Consider the following 22,966-nt stretch of genomic DNA (forward strand, 5'->3'; position numbering starts at 1 on the left):
CGGCCCGGTCGGAGCACGTTGGGGACGGGCCAAGGCGGGATGATCCCCGCCGACACAAACGGAGCCTTTCATGAGCAAGCGTACCCTTCCCGCCCTCGCGGCGGCCGCCCTTCTCGTGGCCTCGCCCGCCCTCGCCCAGGTCGCGGCGACCGCCGCCACCGACCTCAACCTCCGCTCCGGCCCCGGGCCCGAGCAGGAGATCGTGGGTGTCATCCCGGCGGGCGGCGCGGTCACCGTCGAAGGCTGCATGGACGCCGCGAACTGGTGCCGGGTGGACCACGAGGGCACCCTCGGCTGGGCCTACGGCGACTACCTGACGACGACCCTGGCCGACCAGCCCGACCCCGTGCCGCTCTACGAGAACCGCGGCACGCTGGAGGTCGCGACCGTGACCTACGAGGGCGGCGAGGACGAGGCCGCGGGCGCGGGTGCCATCGGCGGGGCGGCGCTAGGTGCGGCGCTGGTCGGCGGGCCGGCGGCGCTGGTGGCAGGCGCGGCCCTGGGTGCGGTGACCGGCGCGGCCATCGCCCCCGAGGACACGGCCGTCACCTATGTCCGCGAGAACCCGCCCGAGCCGGTGTATCTCGACGGCGAGGTGATCGTCGGCGCGGGCATCCCCGAGGGCGTGGAACTCACCCCCGTCCCCGAGACCGACTACGGCGCGCTCACGGTGAACGGCGTGCCGGTGCTGGTGAACGCCGACCGCCAGATCGTCTACATCCTGCGCTGAGGCGCGACATCCTGCGCCCAGACGCGTCGGGGGCCCTCCGGGGCCCCCGTTCACATCGCGTCGCGGTAGAGCGCGAGCGTATTCGCCAGCGTCATCGGAAGGGGGTTGCCGCCCGCGCTCGGGTCCTCGACAGCCTGCGCCGCGAGGTCCGGCAGCCGCGCCTCCTCGACGCCCATCGCCGCGAGGCCTTCAGGGAAGCCGAACATCCCGTTCAGTTCCTCCACGCGCGCGAGGAACCCGTCGAAGCCCCCCGCGATCCCCAGATAGGCCGCCGCCTGTCCCAGCCTGCCCTCGACGGCCGGCCGGTTGAAGCACAGCACGGCGGGCATGACCACCGCGTTCGTGGTCCCGTGGTGCGTGTCGTAGTTCGCCCCCACCGGATGCGACAGCGCGTGGACCGCGCCCAGCCCCTTCTGGAAGGCCACCGCCCCCATCGATCCCGCCGCCAGCATCTGCGCCCGCGCCTCGAGGTCGCCGCCGTCCCGGAACGCCCGCGGCAGGAACTCGTGGACGAGCCGCATCCCCTCCAGCGCGATCCCCGCGCTCATGGGGTGGAAGAAGGGCGAGCAATAGGCCTCCAGGCAATGCGCGAAGGCGTCCATCCCCGTCCCGGCGGTCAGTTTGGGCGGCAGCCCCATCGTCAGCTCGGGATCGCTCACCACCACGCGCGGCAGCACCTTGGGGTGGAAGATGATCTTCTTCACATGCGACTGCGAGTTGGTGATGACGCTCGCGCGCCCGACCTCGGACCCCGTCCCGGCCGTGGTCGGCACCGCCACGATGGGCGCGATGCCCTCCGCGTCCGCGCGGGTCCACCAGTCGCCGATGTCCTCGAAGTCCCAGAGCGGGCGCGTCTGCCCCGCCATGAAGGCGACCATCTTGCCCAGGTCGATCCCGGACCCGCCGCCGAAGGCCACGACCCCGTCATGCCCGCCCTCGCGATAGGCCCGCAGCCCGTCGTCGAGGTTGCGGTCCGTGGGGTTCGGGTCCACCTCCGCGAAGATCGCGCGCCCCAGCCCCGCCTGCTCCAGCAGGTCGAGTGCCGTCTCGGTGATCGCCATGCCTTTCAGCCCGCGGTCGGTGACGAGGAGCGGCCGCCGGATGCCCGCCTCGGCGCAGGCCTGCGCGAGTTCCCGGATGCGCCCCGCGCCGAAGAGGACGCGGGTGGGATAGGACCAGTTGGCCGTGAGGTTCATGCCGTCACCATCTCGGGGCCTCAGCCCTTCGCCTTGCGGAAGTGGTAGGAGCGCGCGCGCGTCACGCTGTGGAAGCCGAGCTGCGACAGCGCCGTGCCGCGCCCGGTGTCCTTGGTCCCCGTCCAGGTCAGCGCCGGGTCGAGGTAGTCCGCCCGGTTCATGAACACGGTCCCCGTGTCGATCAGCCGCCCCAGCCGCGCCGCCCGCTCCGCGTCCTGCGTCCAGAGCGAGGCGGTGAGCCCGTAGGGCGAATCGTTCATGAGCGCGATCGCCTCCTCGTCCCCGCTCACCGGCATGATGCCGACCACGGGGCCGAAGCTTTCCTCGCGCATCACGCGCATGGAATGGTCCACGTTCACCAGGATCTGGGGGGCCAGATAGGTCCCGCCGTCATCTTCGGGGAAGGCGCCCTTCCCGACCAGCGGTGTCGCTCCGGCGGCGATGGCCTCCTGCGTCTGCGCCCGCACGGTATCGGCAAAGCGCCGGTTCGCCATCGGTCCGATGGAGGTGCTCACCTCCAGCGGATCGCCCAGGCGAAGCTGCGAGGTCCAGGCCACCGCCCGGTCGACGAAGCCCTCATACAGGCTCCGGTGCACATAGATCCGCTCGATCCCGCAGCAGCACTGGCCCGCGTTGAACATCGCCCCGTCCATGAGCACGTCCACCGCCCAGTCGAGGTCCGCGTCCTCCATGACGTAGCCCGGGTCCTTGCCGCCCAGTTCCAGCCCCAGCGGCGTGAAGGTCCCGGCCGCCGCCCGCTCAATGGCCGCGCCACCGGCGACCGAACCCGTGAAGTTCACGAAGCCGAACGACCGCGCCTTGATGAGTCCTTCCGTCCCCGCGTGGTCCAGCACGACGTTCTGGAACACGCCCTCCGGCAGCACGCCGTCGAAGGCCTCCTGCCACCGCTCACCCACCAGCAGCGTCTGCGACGCCGACTTGTGGACCACGGCGTTCCCCGCGATCAGCGCCGGAACGATGGTGTTGCAGGACGTCAGATACGGGTAGTTCCAAGGCGCGATGACGAAGACGACGCCGACCGGGGCCCGCTCGATGCGCCGCTCGAAGCGCTCGCTCTCCTCGGCCACCATGGGCGCGAGCGCCTGCGCCGCGATCCCGCTCATGTAGGCGGTGCGCTCGTTGAGGCCCCCGAACTCGCCGCCGTAACGCACGGGCCGGCCCATCTGCCACGCGAGTTCCTCGACGATGCGGTCCTTGTCCCCATTCAGCCGCCGCACGCCCTCCTGCACCAGCGCAATGCGCTCCTCCAGGGGCCGGGCGGCCCATTCGACCTGCGCCATCTTTGCGCGGGCGACGACGGCCAGCGCCGCCTCGGGGGTCAGCGCCGAGCGTTCGGCATAGACCTCGCCGTTCACCGGCGAGACGCATCGGATGGTGCTCGTCATCTCAGTCCCTCGCAGCACGGGCGGCCCGGCGCGGGCCCTGTTCCCTTCGATCTATCATTTCCGGTCTGGCGGCGGCCAGTGGCCCCGCCCCCGTCACAGCCGCTCGAAGCCGCGGAGGCGCTCGACATCCGTCACCAGCCGGTCGGACTCGGCGATCTCCCACCGTGCGGCATGGACGTAGTGGTCCACCACGTCGTCGCCCATCGCGGAGCGCAGCATCCCGGAGGCGTTCAGCGCCACCGCCGCGTCGCGCAGGGTCCGGGGGACCTCGCGCACGTCCTGGGCGGCGTACATGTCGCCCGTCATCTCGGGTTCCAGCTCCATCCCCTTCTCGATCCCGTCGAGCCCCGCCGCGAGCTGCGCCGCGAGCGCCAGATACGGGTTCAGGTCCGCGCCGCCCACCCGGCACTCGACGCGCACGGCCTTGGTGTCCTCGCCCACGACGCGGTAGCCTGCGGTGCGGTTATCCCGGCTCCAGACCGCCTTGGTCGGCGCAAAGAGCCCCACGGTGAAGCGCTTGTAGCTGTTGACGTTGGGCGCAAGGAAATAGGTCACGTCCGCCGCATGGGCCAGAAGTCCCGCGAGATAGCTGCGCATGAGCGCGCTCATCCCGTGGGGGGCGCCCGGATCATGGAAGGCGTTCCGGCCGTCCTTCCACAGCGACTGGTGGATGTGCGACGACGACCCCGCACGGTTCGTGTCGTACTTCGCCATGAAGGTGACCGACCGCCCCTGCTGCTGCGCGATCTCCTTCGTCACCATCTTCACGATGGAATGGGTGTCGGCGGCATCGATCGCATCCGAATAACGGATGTTGATCTCCTCCTGCCCCGCCTCGGCCTCGCCCTTGGTGTTCTCGACCGGGATGCCGGCAGCAAAGAGCACATTGCGCAGCGGCCGCATCACCGCCTCTTCCTTGGAGGTGCCGAAGATGCCGTAGTCGTTGTTGTAGCGCACGACCGGTGTCATCCGGCGGTAGCCGGAATCCCAAAGCTGCTCGAACGACTCCTCGAACAGGAAGAACTCCAGCTCCGTCGCCATCATCGGCTCCAGCCCCAGGGCCCGCGCCCGCTCGACCTGCCGCCGCAGCACGTGGCGCGGCGCGTGGGCGACAGGCACCCCGTGGTGGTCGAGGAAGTCCGCCATCACCATCGCCGTCCCCGGCAGCCAGGGCGCGCGGCGCAGCGTCGTCAGATCCGGCTTGTGGATGTAGTCGCCGTAGCCCTTCTCCCAAGAGGCCGACCTGTAGCCCGGCACCGTCCACATCTCGGCATCGAGCGCGAGGAGATAGTTGCACCCATGCGTTCCCTCGTGCCCCGCCGTCAGGAAATGCTGGGCGTGGAAGCGCTTGCCCATCAGCCGCCCCTGCATGTCGCAGACACAGGTCAGCACGGTGTCGATCTCCCCCGACGCGACGGCGTCGCGCAGGGTCTCCAGGGTCAGGTTGGCGGGCATTCGAGGATCGGACCTTCCGGGGGCGGCGGCGGCCCGGCGGCGGCACCGCCGGGCGCGGGTTTCAGTGAGCGATCATGACGTGGCGCACGGCGGTGTAGTCCTCCAGCGCATAGAGCGACATGTCCTTGCCATAGCCCGACTGCTTCAGGCCGCCATGCGGCATCTCGTTGACCAGCATGAAGTGCGTGTTGATCCAGGTGCAGCCGTACTGGAGCCGCGCCGCCACCTGCATGGCCTGTCCCACGTCGCGCGTCCACACGCTCGACGCCAGCCCATAGGGCGAGTCGTTGGCCCAGGCGATGGCCTGCTCCGCCTCCTCGAAGCGGGTGACGCTCACCACTGGCCCGAAGACCTCGCGCTGCACGATCTCGTCCTCCTGCTTCGCCCCGGCGATGACGGTGGGCCTGTAGTAGAAGCCCGGCCCCTCGGGCATCTCGCCGCCCGTCACGATCTCCATGTGCCCCTGCTCGCTGGCGCGGCTCACGAAGCTCGCCACCCGGTCGCGCTGGCGGAGCGAGATGAGCGGCGGCATCTCGTTCACGGTGTCGTCCTGCGCCCCGAAGGTGATCGAGGCCGCGGCGCCGGCCAGTTCGGCCACCAGCCGATCGTGGATCTTGGGCGCGGCATAGACCCGGCAGGCCGCCGTGCAGTCCTGCCCGGCGTTGTAGAAGGAGAACGCCCGCAGGCCCTGCACCACGCGGTCGAGGTCCGCGTCGTCGAAGACGATCACGGGCGCCTTGCCGCCCAGCTCCAGATGCGTGCGCTTCACCGTCTTGCTGGCCGCTTGCAGCACCTTCTTGCCCGTCGCCACGTCGCCGGTGATCGACACCATGTTCACGTCCGCGTGGTTGATGAGCGCGTTGCCCACCGTGCCGCCCTGCCCCGTGACGATGTTCACGACGCCCTCGGGCAGGATGTCCGCCAGCACCTTGGCCATCTTCAGCGCCGTCAGCGGCGTCTGCTCGCTGGGCTTCATCACGACGCAGTTGCCGCCCGCCAGCGCCGGGGCGAGCTTCCACGCCATCATCATCAGCGGATAGTTCCAGGGCGCGATCGAAGCCACGACCCCGATGGAATCGCGCCGGATCATGGAGGTGTGCCCCTCCATGTACTCCCCCGCCAGCGCCCCGTGCATGTTCCGCGCCGCCCCTGCGAAGAAGCGGTAGCAGTCCACGATGGCGGGAATCTCGTCGTTCAGGGCCGCGTTGATCGGCTTCCCGGTGTTCATCGACTCAAGCCGCGCGAACTCCTCGGCCTCCGCCTCGATCCGGTCGGCGATCTTCAGCAGCAGGTTGGACCTCTGCGCGGGCGTGGTCCGCGACCAGGTGCGGAACGCGGCCCGCGCCGCCGCCACCGCGCGGTCGATCTGGTCCGGCCCGGCCTCGGGCAGCTTCAGGATCGTCTCGCCCGTCCGGGGATTGAGGATCGTCTCCTCGCCTTCGGTCCCCGCCTCGAAGGCCGACCCGATCAGCATCTGGGTGTCGAACTGCAACGTCATGGGAATCTCCTCATTTCCCGCTGCCCGCCACGGTGTCCGTTCCGCGGGTCAGGTAATAGGCGCCAAGGATCGGCAGGAAGGTGACGAGCACGACGACCATCGCCACCACGTTGGTCACGGGCCGCTCGCGCGGGCGCACCAGCTCCTCGAGCATCCAGATCGGCAGCGTCTGCTGCTGCCCGGCGGTGAAGGTGGTGACGATCACCTCGTCGAAGCTCAGGGCGAAGGCCAGCATCCCGCCCGCCAGCAGCGCCGTCGCGATGTTGGGCAGGATGACGAAGCGTAACGTCTGCCAGTAGGTCGCGCCCAGGTCCATGCTGGCCTCGATCAGGTTCCCCGACACTCGCCGGAAGCGCGCGACCGCGTTGTTGTAGACCACCACGATGCAGAAGGTCGCGTGCCCCAGCACGATGGTCCAGAAGCTGAACGGGATGTCGGCCAGGTTGAACGCGCTCCGCAGCGAGATCCCGGTGATGATCCCCGGAAGGGCGATGGGCAGCACGACCAGCAGCGACACGACCTCGCGCCCGAAGAACCGCGTGCGCGCCACGGCGGCCGCGCAGAGCGTCCCCAGCACCAGCGCCACGACGGTCGAGATCGCGGCCACCCGCAGCGACAGCCCCAGCGCCGCCCAGATGTCCGGCCGCTCCCAGGCCGCTCCGAACCAGCGCAGCGTCAGCCCCGGCGGCGGCCAGGTGAAGGACGAATCCTCCGTGCTGAACGCATAGACGAAGATCAGGAGGATCGGCAGGTGCAGGAACAGAAGCCCCGCCCCCGCCGCGACCTTGAGCCATAGGGGGGCCTCAGAGCGCATCGAAGGCCCCCATCCGCCGGGCGACGTACAGGTAGACCCCCATGATGAGGATCGGCACGACCGCGAAGGCCGCCGCCAGCGGGATGTTCCCCGCCGTCCCCTGGTACTGGTAGACCGCGAGCCCGATGAACCGCGCGCTTGTCCCGATAATCTGCGGGATGATGTAGTCGCCCAAGGTCAGGCTGAACGTGAAGATCGACCCCGCCACCACCCCCGGCAGCGCCAGTGGCCAGAGCACCGTGCGGAACGTCTGCGCCGGCGTCGCGCCCAGGTCCCCCGCCGCCTCGACCAGCGAGGGCGGCACCCGCTCCAGCGCCGCCTGAATCGGCAGGATCATGAAGGGCAGCCACACATAGACGAAGACGAGGAAGGTGCCCGTGGGGCTCACCGACAGCGAGTTCCCCCCGATCCCCGGCACGGCCAGGAAGGCGTTGAGCAGCCACCCGAGCCCCACGGACTCGAACCCCCAGCCCACGATCCCCTCCTTCGCGAGGATCAGCTTCCAGGCGTAGACCTTGACGAGGTAGCTCGACCACAGGGGCAGCATGATCCCGAGGTAGAACACAGCCTTCCAGCGCCCCCGCGCGTAGCGCGCGGCGTAATAGGCTATCGGAAAGGCGATCGCGACGCTGGCCACCGTCACCGCCGCCGCCATCGCCACCGTGCGCCAGATGATGTCGAGATTGGCGGGCCGCAGCAGCTCGCCATAGGTCCGCAGAGTCAGCGTCCGGTCGATCCGCCCCGAGAACTCGTCGATGGAGAAGAACGACTGCGCCAGCAGCGCGAAGAGGCTGCCCAGGTAGACGACCCCCAGCCACAGCAGCGGTGGCCCCAGCAGCAGTGCCAGAAGCACCCGCGGCCGGCGCCAGAGCGCGTCCGACAGCCGCCCGCCCGGCCCCTCGCGCGCGGGGCGCGGCGGCGTCTCGGCCAGCGCGGTCATGCCGCGCCCATCACGTGCAGCGCGGCGGGCTCCCAGGTCAGCCCCACGCGGGCGCCGGGCTGCGGCACGGGCTCGCCGCCCGGCAGCAGCACGGCGATGTCGGCACGGTCCTCGGGCGCGGGTCCCGTTCCCAGGTCCACCACCAGCCGCGTCGAGGCTCCCAAGTAGCGCGCACCCTGCACCGTTCCGATGATCGGCGCCCCCTCGGGCGGGCGAAGCCGCAGCGCCTCGGGGCGCAGGCTCGCCCATTTCGGCGGCCCGCCGAACAGCGCCGTCAGCGCGGGCGGCAGCACGTTGGAGCTCCCCACGAAATCCGCCACGAAGCGTGTGCGGGGGCGTCCGTAGACCTCGGCCGGGGTCCCCACCTGCTGGATGCGCCCCTCGTTGAACACGGCCACGCGGTCGGCCATCGACAGCGCCTCGCCCTGGTCATGGGTCACGAAGACGAAGGTGATCCCCACCTTGCGCTGGAGCGCCTTCAGCTCGTCCTGCATCTGCTCGCGCAGCTTGAGGTCCAGCGCCCCCAGCGGCTCGTCCAGAAGCAGCACGCGCGGCCGGTTCACCAGGGCGCGGGCCAGCGCCACCCGCTGCCGCTGCCCGCCCGACAGCTCGGACGGGCGGCGGCTCCCGTAGCCCGGCAGCGCCATCATCGCCAGCGCCTCCTCGGCCCGTCGTCGCCGCTCGGCCTTGGGCACCCCGGCGATCATCAGCCCGTAGGCCACGTTGTCCACGACGCTCAGGTGCGGGAACAGCGCATAGTCCTGAAACACCGTGTTCACCGCCCGCCGGTACGGCGGCAGGCCCGCGACGCTCTCCCCGAACAGCCGGATGTCCCCGGCCGTGGGCGTCTCGAATCCCGCGATCAGCCGCAGGCAGGTGGTCTTCCCCGACCCCGAGGGCCCCAGCATGGCGAAGAACTCGCCCTCGGCGATGTCGAGGTCCACGCCGTCCACGGCCCGGACTTCCCCGAAGTGGCGCGACACGCCGCGAAAGCTGACAGCAGGGTTCATCACTTGCCTCATGTCGCGGGGCCCGCACCCCGCCCTTCGGGGCGGCCGGACGGCCGCCCGCAGTCCGTCCGCACAGGATCGTGACCCGCCCCCAGCGAGGCGGGCCGCGCCTTGCCGCCATTTCGGTGCCAGACTAGATCGCCGGCCATTGTGTACGCATGGTCAACGATCACCGGGAGCCCGAAAGGGCCTCCCGGGCCTCGTCACCGCCCGCCGATCACGCCGATGTAGTCACTCACCCAGCGGTAGTAGGGCACGCAGGCGTCCTCCCCTTGGCTGCAATCCGCGACGGGCGTCTGCCAGAACCGGATCTTGTCGAAGTCGTCGAAGCCGTTCTGCGTGCAGATCTCGGGCGTCAGCATCCCGCGCCCGTCCGTGCAGGCCGCGGGCACCGAGGGATTGGCCCCGAACCACACCGCGAGGTCCGACTGGAGGTTCGAGGACAGCTGGTGCTCGAACCACATATAGGCGCAGTTCGGGTGCTCGCTGTCCACGTGCAGCATGGTCGTGTCGGCCCAGCCCGTCGCCCCTTCCTCGGGGATCGTGCTGGCCACCGGCGCGCCCCCGGCCTTGAGCAGGTTCACCTGGAACGGCCAGGACCCGCTCGCCACGACGCCCTCGTTCTTGAAGTCGTCGATCTGGATGAAGGCGTCGTGCCAGTAGCGCCCCACGAGCTGCCGCTGCCCGCGCAGCAGCTCCAGCGCGGCGTTGTACTGCTCCTCGTTGAGCTCGTAGGGCGAGGTGATCCCCAGCTCGGGCTGGTGGTGCATCAGGTACTGCGCGGCGTCGGCGATGTGGATGGGCCCGTCATAGGCCTGCACCCGCCCGGCGTTCGACTGCCCGTCGGGAAGCTGCTGCTCCTCGAAGACCACGTTCCACGAAGTCGGCGGCTCCTGGAAGACCTCGGTGTTGTACATCAGGACGTTGGGCCCCCACATGTAGGGCACGCCGTAATGCACGCCGTCCACCGTGTACCAGGGCGCGTCCTGCAGGCGCGGGTCGATCTGGTCCCAGGACGGGATCAGGTCCGTGTTGATGGGCTGCACCCGCTCCCCGGCGATCAGCCGCAGGCTCGCGTCGCCCGAGGCGGTCACGAGGTCGAAGCCCCCCTCGTTCATCAGCGCCACCATCTCGTCCGAGGTGTTGGCGGTCTTGACCGTGACCATGCAGCCGGTCTTTTCCTCGAACTCCGTCACCCAGTCAAAGGCCGGATCGGTCTCGCCCCGCTCGACGTAGCCGGCCCAGGCGACGATCGACAGCGCGCCCTCGCCTTCCCCGATCTCGGTCATCTGCGCCTGCGCGGCGGTCGCCGCGAGCATCGACAGGCAGGCCAGGGCGGAAGCACCCCGCTTCAGCATGGTCATCGTCGTCTCCCTGTTGTGGCGGCCCGGCGCAAAGGTCCCGGCCCGCTCGGCTTTTGGCCAGAGAGTGCCGCGCCCCGCGACGTTTCGCAAATTCAATCGGGAGAATGGACCTATCGGAGTTTCCGAAACCTTAACGCCCCGCCATCCCGGCCCGTCGCCGCGCCGAGAGCCCGTCATGCCCGCCCAGCGGCTGCTGCGGCGCATCGGTCCAGCGCCGCTCCTCCGGCCCCGGCCGGTCAGGGTGCAGGGGATAGATGACCCGGTTGGCTGGCTTGGACGCCTCGCCCACCACCAGCAGGCGCACCTCCTCCTCCGTGTCGTTCAGGAAGGTGTGCGCCACCCCCGTCCCCGCCGGCAGGCCCACGGCATCGCCCGGCCGCAGCCGGTGCAGCACCCCGTCGAGCCAGACGTCCGGCGTGCCTTCCAGCACGAAGACGAACTCCTCCTCGTCGCTCTCGGCGTGGGGAAACGAGGTCCGCCGCCCCGGCGGCAGCCGCTCGTGGTGGATGCCGATCCGCGTGAGCCCCAGCCGCCGCCCGAGCGGCGCGCCGATGCTCATCAGCTCGTCGTCGCCCGGGTAATGCGACTCGTCGGGCTCCTCCATCTCGGTCCAGTGGGCGATGCAGCCGGGTCGCGCGTCGGTCATGGCGGGTCCTCCCCCGCGCGTTCTAGCCCGCCGTGCCGCCGCGTCAGCGCCCCCGCTGCCCCTGGCTCAGCGCGATGAAGTCGTGCGCCGCCGCGCTCAGCGGCGCGCCCCGCCGCCACACGATCCCCACCTGCACGACGGGCAGCGCGCCGCCCACGTCGCGGCTCTCGATCCGGTCGCCCTCCAGGGACCAGGGCCGGTAGATCAGGTCCGGCAGCAGCGCCACCCCCGCCCCCGTGGCGACAAGGCTCCGCACCGCCTCCACGCTGCGGGTGCGGAAGGCCACGCGCGGGCGCGGGGACAGCGCCGACAGCATCCGCCCCGTCTCCTCCTCCATCTCGTCTACCATCAGCGCGATCAGCGGCTCGGGCGCGAGATCCCCAAGCTGGATCGCGTCCTGCCCGGACAGCCGGTGCCCCGCCGGCAGCCACAGCCGGAAGGGCGAGACCTCGATGATCTCCACCATCAGCGCCGCGCGGTGGCGCAGGCTGCCCGTCACCATCACGGCGGCGTCCAGCTCGCCCCCGATCAGCAGGTGCTCCAGGTAGTCGCCCGAATCCTCGATGGCCGTGACCGTGACCTCCGGGTTCGCCCGCCGGAACCGCGCCAGCAGGTCGCTCATGACATATCCCGCCATGAGCGAGGTCACGCCCAGGTGCAGCTCGCCCGTCAGCGCCTCCCGCTCGGCCATCAGCGCCCGGCGCGAGGCCGAGACCTGCGCCAGGATCGTCCGCGCGTGCCGCAGGAACAGGTGCCCCCGCTGCGTGACCGACAGCCCGCGCGCGTGCCGGTCGAACAGCCGCACCCCCAGGTCCGCCTCCAGCTCCCGCACCGACTCGGACACCGCCGACTGCGAGATCGACAGCCGCTGGGCCGCCCCGCTCACCGATCCGTTCTCGGCGACCGCAACGAAGGTGCGGAGCTGGCGCAGCGTGAAGGACATGGCGATAACAAACTCCGGCCATGCTGCGACCGCAAGAAGCAGTTGACCCCCGGCGTGTCATGGGCCACGCAGGGCCGGATTGAGTGCCGGAGGCAGGTGAGCCATGAAGATTGCGATGATCGGGACGGGCTATGTGGGCCTTGTGTCGGGGGTATGCTTCTCCGACTTCGGCCACGAGGTCGTCTGCGTCGACAAGCACGAAGGCAAGATCGCGGGCCTCCGCGAAGGCCGCATCCCCATCTACGAGCCCGGCCTCGACGCCCTTCTCGCCCGCAACGTGGCCGAGGGGCGCCTGTCGTTCACGACCGACCTGCGCGAGGCCGTGGACGGCGCCGACGCGGTCTTCATCGCCGTGGGCACGCCCTCGCGGCGCGGCGACGGCCACGCGGACCTGTCCTATGTCTATGCGGCGGCCAAGGAGATCGCCGAGGCCGCGACCGCGCCCACCACGGTCGTCACGAAATCGACCGTCCCCGTCGGCACCAACCGCGAGGTCGCCCGCATCCTGCGCGAGACGCGCCCCGACATGACCTTCGCCGTCGCCTCCAACCCCGAGTTCCTGCGCGAAGGGGCGGCCATCGAGGACTTCATGAAGCCCGACCGCGTGGTGGTGGGCCTCGACGGCCATTCCGACCTCGCGCGCGCCACCATGGCGGACATCTACAAGCCGCTGTTCCTGCGCGAATTCCCGATCGTCTACACCGACCTCGAATCGGCCGAGATGATCAAGTACGCCGCCAACGCCTTCCTCGCGATCAAGATCACCTTCATCAACGAGGTCGCCGCCCTCTGCGAGAAGGTGGGCGCCGACGTGAAGGCCGTCTCCAAGGGCATCGGCCTTGACGGCCGCATCGGCTCCAAGTTCCTGCACGCCGGCCCCGGCTACGGCGGCTCGTGCTTCCCCAAGGACACCAACGCCTTCGCCCAGACGGGCCAAGACTTCGGTCAGCCGCTGCGGCTGGTGGAATCCACCATCACCGTCAACGACGCCGTCAAGGCGCGCATGGTGGACAAGATCCTCGCGCTCGCGGGCGGCAGCCTTCAGGGCAAGTCGGTCGCGGTCCTGGGCGTGACCTTCAAGCCCAACACCGACGACATGCGCGACGCCCCCTCGCTCGCCATCGTCCCCGCGCTCCAGGCGGCGGGCGCCACGATCCGCGCCGTAGACCCCCAGGGCCGGCGCGAGGGCGAGCATCTCCTGCCTGGCGTGCAATGGTCCGAGGACCCCTACTCCGCCGCCGAGGGCGCGCACATGGTCGTGGTCCTGACCGAATGGAACCAGTTCCGCGCCCTCGACCTCAAGCGCCTCGCGGGCGGCATGGCCGAGCCGCGCATGGCCGACCTGCGCAACGTCTACGGCCCGGACGAGGCTCGCGCCGCAGGCTTCCTGGCCTACGACGCCGTGGGCCGCCAGGGATTCGGCCCCGTGGCCCAGGCGACGCGCGCCGTCGCCGAATAGGGCCGCGCCCGTCTTCCCTGCTCCTTCGCGCGCCCGGCGGCTCCCTCCGCCGGGCGTTCTCGTTTCGTCGCCAAACGCGCCATACTTGTGTCAAATGCATGACACGCATGACGAACGAAGCCAGCAGCCTGCATCATCTGCTCAGAAATCAATCAGATACGCCCAGCCAGGCAGCCTACGACATCGCGACTTATGCCGCCAATGCATATCCGCCCTGACCACTCGTCCATTGTGCAGGTGCAGAAAAACCGGCAAAAGGGTTCTCGGAACGAACGGCAAGCCATCCTCCTCCCGGTGAGCCGTAAACTGACAGGTTAGGCCGTCTCTCCTCCCTGATGACGGCATGAACCATAAGGCGGCGCCCTCCTCCTCCCTGGGCTGCCGCCTTTTTTTCTTTCTCAGATCGCCAGCCCGATCTTGCCGAAATGCGCGCCGTCCCGCTCGTGGGCGAAGGCCGCGGCCGCCTCCTCCAGCGGGAAGACCCGATCCACCACGGGCCGCAGCGCCAGCGTGTCCAGCGCACGCACGAAGTCCCCCTGCATCGCCCGGCTTCCCACGATCAGCCCCTGCAGCCGCTGCTGCCGCCGCATGAGGAGCCCCGTGGGCACCTCGCCCCCACGCCCGGCCAGCACTCCGATCAGCGCGATGTGACCGCCCACGCGGCAGGCCTCGATCGACTGCGGCAGCGTCCCCGCGCCGCCCACCTCGATCACGTGGTCCGCGCCGCGTCCTTCCGTCATCTCCAGCACCCGGCCCGCCCACTCGGGCACGGCGCGGTAGTTGATCCCGTGCGCGGCCCCCAGCTCCCGCGCCCGCTCCAGCTTCGCGTCGGACGAGGAGGTGACGATCACCCGGGCGCCCATCGCCCGCGCGATCTGGAGCGCCCAGATCGACACGCCCCCCGTCCCCAGCGCCAGCACCGTGTCCCCGGCCTTCAGCCCGCCGTCCACCACCAGAGCCCGCCAGGCGGTCAGCCCCGCCGTGGTGATGGTCGCGGCCTCGACCGCGCTCCAGCCCTGCGGTGCCCGCGTGAACCAGCCCGCGGGCGTGACCACGGCCTCGCGCGCGTAGCCATCGATCCCGTCGCCCGGCACGCGGTCGAAATGGTCCACCATACCGGTCGTCCCGTCCGCCCAGTCGGGGAAGAAGCAGGACACGACCGTGTCGCCCGGCGCGAACTCGGTCACGCCCTCGCCCACCGCCTCGACCTCCCCGGCCCCGTCCGACAGCGGGATCAGCCCGTCGCGCAGGCCCGGGCGCCCGCCAGATACCACGCCCAGGTCATGGAAATTGAGCGAGCTGCCCCGCAGCCTCACCCGGATCTCGCCCGGCCCCGGCGCGCCGGGGTCCTCCGCCTCGACCATCTCCAGCGCATCGAGCCCGCCCGGTGCCCTCAGCCGCAACACCTTCATCCCGCGCCCTCCCTTGTCCGCGCCCGAGGTTCGCGCCCGGCGGCCCCGAGCGCAAGCCGCGCCGCCAGAACGGCGGACGGCGGCCCAAGAGCCGCCGCACGAGGATCAGGTCGGACAGGTGTCGCTCAGGCCACGCGCTTGGCCCGGCGCCGCGCCATCAGGCCCAGACCGGCCAGCCCGCCCGCGAGCAGCGGCAGCGAGGCCGGCACCGGCACGGGCGCAACGTCGCCCATGGATTCGTTCAGGTAGATGTCATCGACCAGGAAGTGATTGCCGAAGCCAAGAACCAGTTGGTCGATCGCACCGTCCTGCGCGCCGAAGGCTTGGTAGCTGCCGTTCAGGGCTGTCTCGACGCTCCAGACCTGAACGCCATCGAGCAGGCCGGTGAGTTGACCGAACAGAGAAGGCTCCCCACCCGATTCGGGCACGGTGCTCCAAGCCTTGGCCCAAAGCCCGCCAAAGGTGAAGTCGCTGCCATCGGCCGCCGTGATGACACCCTGACCACCGATGTTGTTGAGGATTGCGAAGTCGCCGCTCTTGGCTCCGTAATTCCACCAATTGGGCGTAGCGACCAGATCGATCCAGTCCAGCGTGGAATTGAAGCTGAATCCCAGATAGGTCGGCATGTCGTCGAAGGTATTCTGAACGCTCCCGCCCGGAACATCCTCAAACGTCAGCACCGCCGCGTTCGCGCCCGAAGCACAAGTCAGGCAGACCGCCGCTGCAGCCAAAAGCTTCTTCATCACGTCACCCTATGCAAACACAATACAGGGCTCCGCACAGTGGGCTGCCCTTGCCCACAAACCTCGTCCCCGCTCCCCCGACGGCGCAAGCGTTCACTTCTTAACACACTGTTTACAATCAGGTCGCAACCCGCGCCGGAGGTGTTGCGCGAACCGGGCCCCCACCGTTCGGTGCTCCAAGGTTTCGTTAACCTCGCCCTGCGACGCTCCCCTCATGTCCCTGACAGGAGGCCCCGCATGGACCCCGCGCTCGCGCTGACGCTGCCCCGCACGCATTCCACCCGCATCGCGCGGCTCTGGAGCCTGCGCGACCGGCTCGTGACCTACCTGCCCGGCCGTCCCGACGCCGTGCCGCTGGCCGAGCGGGCGCTCCTGCGGCTGGCCGAGGTCGTGGCCTCCCCCACCCGCGGCGATGCGGAGGAGGCCACGGCGCGGGTCGCCATGGACGACGTCCTCGACACCTGTCTCGCGCTCTACGGAACCCTCGGCCCCTCAGGCCGCAACCAGCCCGCGCCCCTTGAGCAGCGCCTCGACCCCCGGCATCCGGCCCCGGAACCGGGTGTAGAGCGCATCCGCCTCCTCCGACCCGCCCGCCGACAGGATGTTACGCTCCAGGCTCGCGGCCAGCTCCGCGTCGAAGGGATCGCCCTTCTCGACGAAGGCCGCGAAGGCGTCGGCGTCCATGACCTCGGACCACATGTAGCTGTAGTAGCCCGCCGAGTAGCCGTCGCCCGAGAAGACATGGGCGAAGTGCGGCGTCGCATGCCGCATCCGGATCGCGCGCGGCATGCCGAGGGATTCCAGCACCTCGGCCTGCCGCTGCATCGGGTCGGCGGGCGCGGGCCCGTCGTGGAAGGCCATGTCCACCAGCGCGCTCGCCACGTATTCCACGGTCTGGAACCCCATGTCGTACGTGGCCGCCGCAAGCAGGCGCTCGCGCAGGTCGCGCGGCATCGGCTCGCCCGTCTCCGCATGCGTCGCGAAGTCCTCAAGGACTTCCGGGACCTCGAGCCAATGCTCGTAGAGCTGCGAGGGCAGCTCCACGAAGTCGCGCGCCACGCGAGTGCCCGAGATCGACTCGAAGGTCACGTCCGACAGCATCTGGTGCAGCGCGTGCCCGAACTCGTGGAACAGCGTCCGCGCGTCGTCCCAGGACAGCAGGCTCGGCCCCGCCTCGCTCTTGGCGAAGTTGCAGACGTTGGTCACGATCGGTCGCACCTCGCCGTCCAGCCGGCTCTGCGACCGCATCGCCCCGCACCAGGCGCCCGAGCGTTTGCCGTCCCGCGCGAAGAAGTCGCCCACGAAGGTCGCCATGTGCCGCCCGTCGCGCGTGACCTCCCAGACCCGCACGTCCGGGTGGTAGCGCGGGGCGTCCTCGATCTCGCGGAACTCCAGCCGGAACAGGCGGGAGGCCACGGCGAAGCTCGCCTCGATCATCCGGTCGAGCTGGAAGAAGGGCTTCAGCGCCGCCTCGTCGAGGTCGTGCTCGGCCGCGCGCCGCTTCTCGCTGTAGTAGCGCCAGTCCCAGGGCTCCAGCGGCCCCGGATGCCCGTCCGCGCGCAGCATCCCTTCCAGCACGGCGGCGTCCCGCTCCGCCGCCGCCCGCGCGGGCGTCCAGACCTGCATCAGCAGGTCCTTCACTCGGGCGGGCTCGCGCGCCATCTCGGTCTCCAGCTTCCAGTCCGCGAAGCTGCCAAAGCCCAGGAGCCGCGCCCGCTCCTCGCGCAAAGCCAGCATCTCGGCCGCGATGGCGCGGTTGTCGGTAGCCCCGCCATTCGCGCCCCGCGCCACCCAGGCCTCGTAGGCCTTCCGCCGCAGGTCCCGGCGGGGCGAGAACTGGAGAAAGGGCACGATCAGGCTGCGCGACAGCGTCACCACCGGCCCGCCCTGCCCCTTGGACTCGCCCGCCGCGCGGGCCGCCTGAAGCACGAAGTCCGGCAGCCCCTCGGCGTCGGCCTCGGACAGGGGCATGAACCACTCCCGCTCGTCCGCGAGAACGTTCTGGGTGAACTGGGTGCCCAGCACCGCGAGCCGGGCCTTCACGTCCTTCATCCGCTGGACCGCCTCCCCCTCCAGCCGCGCCCCGCTGCGGACGAAGCCGCGATGGGTGAGATAGAGGACGCGCATCTCCTCGCGGGACAGCCCGAGCGAGTCGCGCCGCTCCCACAGGTCGTCGATCCGCGCGAAGAGCGCCGTATTCGCCGTGATCTCGGACGAGTAGGCCGAGAGCTTGGGTGCGAAGTCCCGCTCCAACGCCTGCCGGGCGTCGTTGCTGGCCGCCCCCGCGACCGCGTGGAAGGCGCCGAGCACCCGGCCCAGCCGCTCGTCGGCCCGTTCCAGCGCGGCGATGGTGTTGGCGAAGGTCGGCGCCTCCGGGTCCCCGGCGATGGCCGCGATGCCCGCGCGGGCTTCCTCCAGCGCGACGTCGACGGCGGGGCCCCAGTCCTCGTCGCGGATCGCGTCAAAGGGCGGCAGGCCGAAGGGCGTGGTCCAGTCGGACAGAAGGGCGTTCATGGCGATGCTCCGCAGGTGTCCCGCCCAAGCTATGCACCCGTCGCGATGGACGCCACCCTACCCCCGCGCCCGCAATCGCACCTCCAGCCGCCGCAGCAGCAACGACAGCCCGATGGTCATCGTCAGGTAGATGAGCGCCACGACGTTGTAGGTCTCGAAGTAGCGGAAGTTTCCCGCCGCCGTGACCTTGCCCAGTTGCGTGACATCCGTGACGCCGAGAACGGAGACGAGCGAGGAGTCCTTGACCATCGCCACGAAGTCGTTGCCCAGCGCCGGGAAGATGGTGCGGAAGGCCTGCGGGAAGACGATCAGCCGGAATCGGTGCCAGCGCCCGAGCCCCAGCGAGGCCGCCGCCTCCACCTGGCCCCGGTCCACCGACAGGAGCCCCGCCCGGAAGATCTCCGCGAGGAAGGCCGAATAGGCCAGCGTCAGCGCGATCACCGCCCGCCACAGGAGCGAGAAGTCCCGCGGCCGCACCGGGTCGAGTCCCAGGAGCCCCCGCACGAAGTTCCAGACGTCCACGAGCGCCGGGGCCAGCACGAAGGCCACGTAGAGCAGGAGCACGATGATCGGCACGCCCCGCATCACCTCGACGTAGAGGCGCGCGACCTGCCGCAGGACCAGGCTCCGCGACAGCCCCATGAGCGCGAGCCCCAGGCCGATCAGGCAGGCTGCGACATAGGCGGTCACGGCGACCATGACCGTGACCCAGATCCCCTGCGCGAGCTTCTCCAGCACGCCGCTGTAGACCTCGGAGGAGAGCACTTCCCAGAACATCCAAAGGCCCGTCGCCAGGACGACGACGAGCCACCAGGGAAAGTCCTTCTCGGGCGAAGGGGGCGTCAACGCGGGGGCTTACTGCCCCATGGCGTAGTCGACGAACCACTTCTGGTTCAGCGCGTCGAGCGTGCCGTCCGCGCGCATCGCTTCGATGGCGGCATTGATGGGCTCCACGAGATCGGAACCCTTCGGGAAGATGAAGCCGAAGTCCTCGGTCCCCATGGGCTCGCCAATGATCTTGAGGCCGCCGTCCGAGGCCGCGACATAGCCGTTGGCGCCCGTGGAGTCGGACAGGACCATGTCCACGTCGCCCGTCCGCAGCGCCTCGAGCCCCGCGCCGAAGGTCTCGAACTTGATGATGCGCTCATTGGCCTCGTTCCCGTCCAGCACCTCGTAGACGGTGACGTAGAAGGGCGTGGTGCCGGGCTGGGCCGCCGCCAGAAGCTCGGGATCGGCGGCGAAGGAGGCAGCGTCGGTGAAGCGCTCCTCGTCGCCGCGCACCAGCATGACCATCTGGCTGGTCATGTAGGGCGCGGAGAAGTCCACGACCTCCTTGCGGTCGTCGCGGATGGTGATCCCGGTCATGCCGATGTCGTACTGCCCTTCGGAGACAGCAGGGATCATGGCGTCCCACGAGATGTTCTCGTAGACCACCGTGGCGTTCAGCCGCTCGGCGATCTCGGCCATGGCATCGTACTCCCACCCGACCGCATCGCCTTCGGCGTCGATGAACTGGAGCGGCGGATAAGCGTTCTCGGTGACGACGGTGATCTCGCGCCCGCCCAGGTCGGGGAGGTCCTGCGCGAAAGCCGGAGCCGCCGCGAGAGCGAGCGCGGCAAGGGCGAGGTGGCGGACGGTCATGGGGCGGCTCCCTGTGCGGTGCGTTCCGCCGGAGATTGGCCCCGCGGCCCCGTCATTGCAAGGCGGGCCGGCTCAGCCGCCGGCGCTGCGCCGCAGGCCCTGGACGAAGCGCCGGGCGACCTCGCGCACGGCCTCGTCGTCCTTGGTGTCGTCGTCGGCGTGGTCGCCCAGATGCTCGATGCTGCCCTCAAGGTGCTCGAAAAGCCCGGGGAACTGCTTCTCGACGTAGATCAGCGTCCAGAACAGCATGTGCTCGGTCGCCAGCTCGCGGTGGCGGGCCTCGGCGCCGGACGCCATGAGCGAGGCGCCGAGCGAGGAACGGGTGTCGGGTGCTTGTGCCATGGCGGGGGAGCTAGAGGCCGCCCCCGCCCCTTCAAGGGGGCATCAGCCCCGTCCGGCGCCCTTGCCGCCGCAGACCGGGCAATCGGCCCGCGCCTCCAGCGTCACGACCCGCGCCTCGGCGTGCAGCCCGTCGAAAAGGAGCATTCGCCCCCGCAGCGTCTCACCCGCGCGCGCGAGGTGCTTGACCGCCTCCAGCGCCATGAGGCTCCCCATTACGCCCGGCAGCGGCCCCGCCACGCCCGCCTCGGCGCAAGAGGGCGAGAGGCCGGGCGCGGGCGCCTCGGGGAACAGGCAGGCGTAGCAGGGTCCGCCCAGCTCGGGGTCGTAGAGGCTGATCTGCCCCTCCCACTGGGTCAGCGCGGCGGCGATCAGCGGCTTGCCGGCCCGCACCGTCGCCCGGTTCAAGAGGTCGCGCGTCGGCCAGTTGTCAGAGCCGTCGAGGATAAGGTCGTAGCCCGTCAGCAGTTCGTCGATGATGTCGGGGGTGAGGCGGCGCGAATAGGTCCGCACGGAGATATGCGGATTGAGCGAGGCCACCGCGTCGCCGGCCGACTGCGCCTTGGGACGGCCGAGGTCGGCCTCGCCGTGGATCACCTGCCGCTGGAGATTGGAGGCCTCCACGTCGTCGCCGTCGATGACGCCCAGATGCCCAATCCCGGCCGCGCCTAGATAGAGGAGCGCCGGGCTCCCCAAGCCCCCGGCGCCCACGACCAGAACGCGCGCGTCCCGCAGCGCCCGCTGCCCCGGCCCGCCGATCTCGCGCAGGGTGATGTGCCGGGCGTAGCGGCCGAGTTCCGCCTCGGAGAAGGTGCCGGGCGGGGCGGGCGGCGGCGCGGCGGGGGTCTGGCGGCGCGTCGCCTCGGCCCGGACCCGGCCGAGAAGTTGCGTATAGCCCCAGGCCAGCGCCACCAGCACGACGAGCAGCACCCAGAAGGCAGGCTCTCGCCCCGTAGCCTCGCGCAGCGGATGTCCGTCGGGCAGGACCACGTGCAGGGCCACGACGGCCGTGAGGAGGAGGCCGAGCATCAGGAGCCGCGCCTGCCGAGGCGCGCCCATAGCCCAACCCATCCCCCAGATGGCCGCCATCATGGCTCCGACAACGATCACGGACCGCGCCCCGTCGAGCCGAAGCCGCCAGCCCCGCGCGCCGTGTCGTCCAGCGCATCGGCCAGCATGAACTTTGCCTGTGCGACCGGCGCCACCACCAATTGCGCGATCCGTTCGCCGTGACCGATCGTCACCGGCCCGGACCCGGCGTTGAGCAGCAGCACCATCACCTCGCCCCGGTAGTCGGCGTCGATGGTGCCGGGTGCATTGGGCAGCAGGACTCCGCGCCGCCCGAGGCTCGACCGGGCGCGCACCTGCCCCTCGAACCCTTCGGGGATGGCGATCCGAAGACCGGTGGACACCGCGACCACCACCCCGGGCGCAAGGCCGAGCCCGCCGTCGCGCGTCTCGACCGGCAGATGAGCGCAGAGATCGGCCCCGGCCGCGCCGTCCGTCTTGTAGGCGGGCAACGGCAAGTTCCGGTCCGCGCACTCGGCCCAGGCCACCTGCACCACGGGCGTCATGCCAGCGCCCGCGCGATGCGATCGGCGAGCCTCGCCGCCACCGCGTCCTTGCCCATCCGCTCCCAGCTCTCCTCGCCGTCCGCGGTGATGAGCGTCACGGCGTTCTCGGCGCCTCCCATGATCCCGGTCGCCGGCGATACATCATTGGCCAAGATCCAGTCGCAGCCCTTGCGCCGCCGCTTGGCCCGCGCGTGCTCCAGGACGTTCTCCGTCTCGGCCGCGAAGCCTATCACCAGGCGCGGACGCCCCAGGCTCAGTCCCGCGACGGCGGCCAGGATGTCCGGGTTCTGCACGAAGGTCAGGGTCGGCGGACCGTCCTCTCCCTTCTTGAGCTTCTGGTCCGAAGCCGCAGCCACCCGCCAGTCGGCGACGGCGGCAGCCATGATGGCGGCATCGGCCGGCAGCGCGGCCCGCACGGCGTCCAGCATCTCGGCGGCGGTCTCCACGCGGATCACCTCGACGCCGGCCGGGGGCGGGACGCTTGCCGGCCCGGTCACGAACGTCACGCGGGCGCCCTGCGCCGCCAACGCCGCGCCGATGGCCGTGCCCTGCGCCCCCGACGAGCGGTTGGCGATGTAGCGCACCGGGTCGATGGGCTCCTGCGTGGGGCCCGACGTCACCAGTATGTGCCGCCCCGCCAAGGCCCGCGACGCGGGCGCGAGTGCGGCTTCGATCGCCGCGACGATCTCCAGCGGCTCGGCCATGCGGCCGTAGCCGAACTCGCCGCAGGCCATCGGCCCTTCGTTCGGCCCGACGAACAGGACGCCGTCGCGCCGCAGCATCTCGACGTTGCGCCTCACCGCAGGATGTTCCCACATGCGGACGTTCATCGCCGGAGCCAGCAGGACCCGCTTGTCGGTGGCCAGGAGCAGCGTCGCGGCAAGGTCGGGTGCGAAGCCGTTCGCCGCTCGGGCGATCAGGTCGGCCGTGGCCGGTGCCACCACGACCAGATCCGCCGCCCGACTCAGCTCGATGTGACCCATCTTCGCCTCGGCCGTGAGGTCGAAAAGCGTCCGATGGACCTCTTCCCCCGCCAGCGCGGAGACGGAAAGAGGCGTCACGAACTCCGCTCCCGAGCCGGTCAGCACCGGCGTCACCTGGACGCCGCGCTCCTTGAGCCGCCGGATGAGGTCCAGCGCCTTGTAGGCGGCGATGCCGCCGCCGATGACGAGAAGGATATGGCGTCCCGCGAGCATGGGCGGACATTTGGCGGGACGGCAGGCAGAGTCAACGGAGGGGCCGAGGCCCGAAGGCCCGGCCCCTGCCCGTGAATCCCCAAGAC

At 70.5% G+C, this 22,966-nt stretch carries 21 protein-coding genes; 2 read left to right on the forward strand and 19 right to left on the reverse strand.

Going from position 1 to position 22,966, the window contains the following annotated elements; translation table 11 throughout:
- Nucleotides 1-70 precede the first annotated feature (70 nt).
- Nucleotides 71-730 carry an SH3 domain-containing protein gene (locus FHG71_RS06710; protein ID WP_139080862.1) on the forward strand — a complete coding sequence of 220 codons (660 nt, stop codon included), beginning with the start codon at nt 71-73 and terminating at the stop codon, nt 728-730.
- Between the two features lie 50 nt (nt 731-780).
- Here the strand turns inward: FHG71_RS06710 and FHG71_RS06715 are convergent, their stop codons facing one another.
- From FHG71_RS06715 to FHG71_RS06760, 10 genes are all read right to left on the reverse strand, one after another.
- Entirely contained in the window at nt 781-1,926 is a 1,146-nt protein-coding gene (locus FHG71_RS06715; RefSeq protein ID WP_139080863.1) for an iron-containing alcohol dehydrogenase, read from the reverse strand.
- A gap of 20 nt (nt 1,927-1,946) precedes the next feature.
- Nucleotides 1,947-3,332, reverse strand: a complete 1,386-nt coding sequence (locus tag FHG71_RS06720; RefSeq protein WP_139080864.1) for an aldehyde dehydrogenase family protein — start codon at nt 3,330-3,332, stop codon at nt 1,947-1,949.
- Between the two features lie 93 nt (nt 3,333-3,425).
- Nucleotides 3,426-4,787: a glutamine synthetase family protein gene (locus tag FHG71_RS06725; RefSeq protein WP_139080865.1), complete on the reverse strand. Its 1,362-nt coding sequence runs from the start codon at nt 4,785-4,787 to the stop codon at nt 3,426-3,428.
- 61 nt (nt 4,788-4,848) lie between these two features.
- A complete protein-coding gene (locus FHG71_RS06730; RefSeq protein WP_139080866.1) occupies nt 4,849-6,285 on the reverse strand; it encodes a gamma-aminobutyraldehyde dehydrogenase in 1,437 nt (478 codons plus the stop codon).
- A 10-nt stretch (nt 6,286-6,295) separates the two neighbouring features.
- Entirely contained in the window at nt 6,296-7,099 is an 804-nt protein-coding gene (locus FHG71_RS06735) for an ABC transporter permease (protein ID WP_139080867.1), read from the reverse strand.
- The gene (locus FHG71_RS06740) at nt 7,089-8,039 is read right to left on the reverse strand and encodes an ABC transporter permease (RefSeq protein WP_139080868.1); all 951 of its coding nucleotides are present in this window, start codon (nt 8,037-8,039) and stop codon (nt 7,089-7,091) included. Before FHG71_RS06740 ends, FHG71_RS06735 begins: the two co-directional genes overlap by 11 nt.
- A complete protein-coding gene (locus FHG71_RS06745; protein WP_139080869.1) occupies nt 8,036-9,049 on the reverse strand; it encodes an ABC transporter ATP-binding protein in 1,014 nt (337 codons plus the stop codon). Before FHG71_RS06745 ends, FHG71_RS06740 begins: the two co-directional genes overlap by 4 nt.
- Nucleotides 9,050-9,252: 203 nt before the next feature.
- Entirely contained in the window at nt 9,253-10,413 is a 1,161-nt protein-coding gene (locus FHG71_RS06750) for an ABC transporter substrate-binding protein (RefSeq protein ID WP_139080870.1), read from the reverse strand.
- A 130-nt stretch (nt 10,414-10,543) separates the two neighbouring features.
- A complete protein-coding gene (locus FHG71_RS06755) occupies nt 10,544-11,059 on the reverse strand; it encodes a cupin domain-containing protein (RefSeq protein WP_139080871.1) in 516 nt (171 codons plus the stop codon).
- Between the two features lie 43 nt (nt 11,060-11,102).
- Nucleotides 11,103-12,002 (reverse strand): LysR substrate-binding domain-containing protein, encoded by a 900-nt coding sequence (locus tag FHG71_RS06760; protein ID WP_139080872.1) that lies wholly within the window; start codon nt 12,000-12,002, stop codon nt 11,103-11,105.
- Between the two features lie 103 nt (nt 12,003-12,105).
- On the opposite strand from FHG71_RS06760, the gene FHG71_RS06765 reads away from it, so the two are divergent.
- Nucleotides 12,106-13,461 (forward strand): UDP-glucose dehydrogenase family protein, encoded by a 1,356-nt coding sequence (locus FHG71_RS06765; protein ID WP_139080873.1) that lies wholly within the window; start codon nt 12,106-12,108, stop codon nt 13,459-13,461.
- A 398-nt stretch (nt 13,462-13,859) separates the two neighbouring features.
- On the opposite strand, the gene FHG71_RS06770 is transcribed toward FHG71_RS06765, so the two are convergent.
- From FHG71_RS06770 to coaBC, 9 genes are all read right to left on the reverse strand, one after another.
- Nucleotides 13,860-14,873 carry a zinc-dependent alcohol dehydrogenase family protein gene (locus tag FHG71_RS06770; protein WP_139080874.1) on the reverse strand — a complete coding sequence of 338 codons (1,014 nt, stop codon included), beginning with the start codon at nt 14,871-14,873 and terminating at the stop codon, nt 13,860-13,862.
- A gap of 125 nt (nt 14,874-14,998) precedes the next feature.
- Entirely contained in the window at nt 14,999-15,616 is a 618-nt protein-coding gene (locus tag FHG71_RS06775) for a VPLPA-CTERM sorting domain-containing protein (protein WP_139080875.1), read from the reverse strand.
- Nucleotides 15,617-16,108: 492 nt separating this feature from the next.
- Nucleotides 16,109-18,130: a M3 family metallopeptidase gene (locus FHG71_RS06780; RefSeq protein ID WP_139080876.1), complete on the reverse strand. Its 2,022-nt coding sequence runs from the start codon at nt 18,128-18,130 to the stop codon at nt 16,109-16,111.
- Between the two features lie 57 nt (nt 18,131-18,187).
- Nucleotides 18,188-18,976: an amino acid ABC transporter permease gene (locus FHG71_RS06785; protein WP_246045367.1), complete on the reverse strand. Its 789-nt coding sequence runs from the start codon at nt 18,974-18,976 to the stop codon at nt 18,188-18,190.
- Nucleotides 18,977-18,985: 9 nt separating this feature from the next.
- Nucleotides 18,986-19,771: a transporter substrate-binding domain-containing protein gene (locus FHG71_RS06790; RefSeq protein WP_139080877.1), complete on the reverse strand. Its 786-nt coding sequence runs from the start codon at nt 19,769-19,771 to the stop codon at nt 18,986-18,988.
- Between the two features lie 72 nt (nt 19,772-19,843).
- Nucleotides 19,844-20,113: a hypothetical protein gene (locus tag FHG71_RS06795; RefSeq protein ID WP_218014046.1), complete on the reverse strand. Its 270-nt coding sequence runs from the start codon at nt 20,111-20,113 to the stop codon at nt 19,844-19,846.
- Between the two features lie 42 nt (nt 20,114-20,155).
- The gene (locus FHG71_RS06800; protein ID WP_139080878.1) at nt 20,156-21,220 is read right to left on the reverse strand and encodes a HesA/MoeB/ThiF family protein; all 1,065 of its coding nucleotides are present in this window, start codon (nt 21,218-21,220) and stop codon (nt 20,156-20,158) included.
- Nucleotides 21,217-21,684 (reverse strand): dUTP diphosphatase, encoded by a 468-nt coding sequence (gene dut / locus FHG71_RS06805; RefSeq protein WP_139080879.1) that lies wholly within the window; start codon nt 21,682-21,684, stop codon nt 21,217-21,219. The genes FHG71_RS06800 and dut overlap by 4 nt, the downstream gene beginning before the upstream one ends.
- Nucleotides 21,681-22,880, reverse strand: a complete 1,200-nt coding sequence (gene coaBC, locus FHG71_RS06810) for a bifunctional phosphopantothenoylcysteine decarboxylase/phosphopantothenate--cysteine ligase CoaBC (RefSeq protein WP_139080880.1) — start codon at nt 22,878-22,880, stop codon at nt 21,681-21,683. Before coaBC ends, dut begins: the two co-directional genes overlap by 4 nt.
- Nucleotides 22,881-22,966: the final 86 nt, after the last annotated feature.

Origin of the sequence: Rubellimicrobium roseum (genome assembly GCF_006152145.1) — a bacterium.
Taxonomy (GTDB): domain Bacteria; phylum Pseudomonadota; class Alphaproteobacteria; order Rhodobacterales; family Rhodobacteraceae; genus Rubellimicrobium; species Rubellimicrobium roseum.

Excerpts from the sequence above, each read along its gene's own strand:
- FHG71_RS06710 (WP_139080862.1), top strand. The coding sequence starts at position 71 with ATGAGCAAGCGTACCCTTCCCGCCCTCGCGGCGGCCGCCCTTCTCGTG.
- FHG71_RS06715 (WP_139080863.1), bottom strand. The coding sequence starts at position 1,926 with ATGAACCTCACGGCCAACTGGTCCTATCCCACCCGCGTCCTCTTCGGC.
- FHG71_RS06720 (WP_139080864.1), bottom strand. The coding sequence starts at position 3,332 with ATGACGAGCACCATCCGATGCGTCTCGCCGGTGAACGGCGAGGTCTAT.
- FHG71_RS06725 (WP_139080865.1), bottom strand. The coding sequence starts at position 4,787 with ATGCCCGCCAACCTGACCCTGGAGACCCTGCGCGACGCCGTCGCGTCG.
- FHG71_RS06730 (WP_139080866.1), bottom strand. The coding sequence starts at position 6,285 with ATGACGTTGCAGTTCGACACCCAGATGCTGATCGGGTCGGCCTTCGAG.
- FHG71_RS06735 (WP_139080867.1), bottom strand. The coding sequence starts at position 7,099 with ATGCGCTCTGAGGCCCCCCTATGGCTCAAGGTCGCGGCGGGGGCGGGG.
- FHG71_RS06740 (WP_139080868.1), bottom strand. The coding sequence starts at position 8,039 with ATGACCGCGCTGGCCGAGACGCCGCCGCGCCCCGCGCGCGAGGGGCCG.
- FHG71_RS06745 (WP_139080869.1), bottom strand. The coding sequence starts at position 9,049 with ATGAACCCTGCTGTCAGCTTTCGCGGCGTGTCGCGCCACTTCGGGGAA.
- FHG71_RS06750 (WP_139080870.1), bottom strand. The coding sequence starts at position 10,413 with ATGACCATGCTGAAGCGGGGTGCTTCCGCCCTGGCCTGCCTGTCGATG.
- FHG71_RS06755 (WP_139080871.1), bottom strand. The coding sequence starts at position 11,059 with ATGACCGACGCGCGACCCGGCTGCATCGCCCACTGGACCGAGATGGAG.
- FHG71_RS06760 (WP_139080872.1), bottom strand. The coding sequence starts at position 12,002 with ATGTCCTTCACGCTGCGCCAGCTCCGCACCTTCGTTGCGGTCGCCGAG.
- FHG71_RS06765 (WP_139080873.1), top strand. The coding sequence starts at position 12,106 with ATGAAGATTGCGATGATCGGGACGGGCTATGTGGGCCTTGTGTCGGGG.
- FHG71_RS06770 (WP_139080874.1), bottom strand. The coding sequence starts at position 14,873 with ATGAAGGTGTTGCGGCTGAGGGCACCGGGCGGGCTCGATGCGCTGGAG.
- FHG71_RS06775 (WP_139080875.1), bottom strand. The coding sequence starts at position 15,616 with ATGAAGAAGCTTTTGGCTGCAGCGGCGGTCTGCCTGACTTGTGCTTCG.
- FHG71_RS06780 (WP_139080876.1), bottom strand. The coding sequence starts at position 18,130 with ATGAACGCCCTTCTGTCCGACTGGACCACGCCCTTCGGCCTGCCGCCC.
- FHG71_RS06790 (WP_139080877.1), bottom strand. The coding sequence starts at position 19,771 with ATGACCGTCCGCCACCTCGCCCTTGCCGCGCTCGCTCTCGCGGCGGCT.
- FHG71_RS06795 (WP_218014046.1), bottom strand. The coding sequence starts at position 20,113 with ATGGCACAAGCACCCGACACCCGTTCCTCGCTCGGCGCCTCGCTCATG.
- dut (WP_139080879.1), bottom strand. The coding sequence starts at position 21,684 with ATGACGCCCGTGGTGCAGGTGGCCTGGGCCGAGTGCGCGGACCGGAAC.
- coaBC (WP_139080880.1), bottom strand. The coding sequence starts at position 22,880 with ATGCTCGCGGGACGCCATATCCTTCTCGTCATCGGCGGCGGCATCGCC.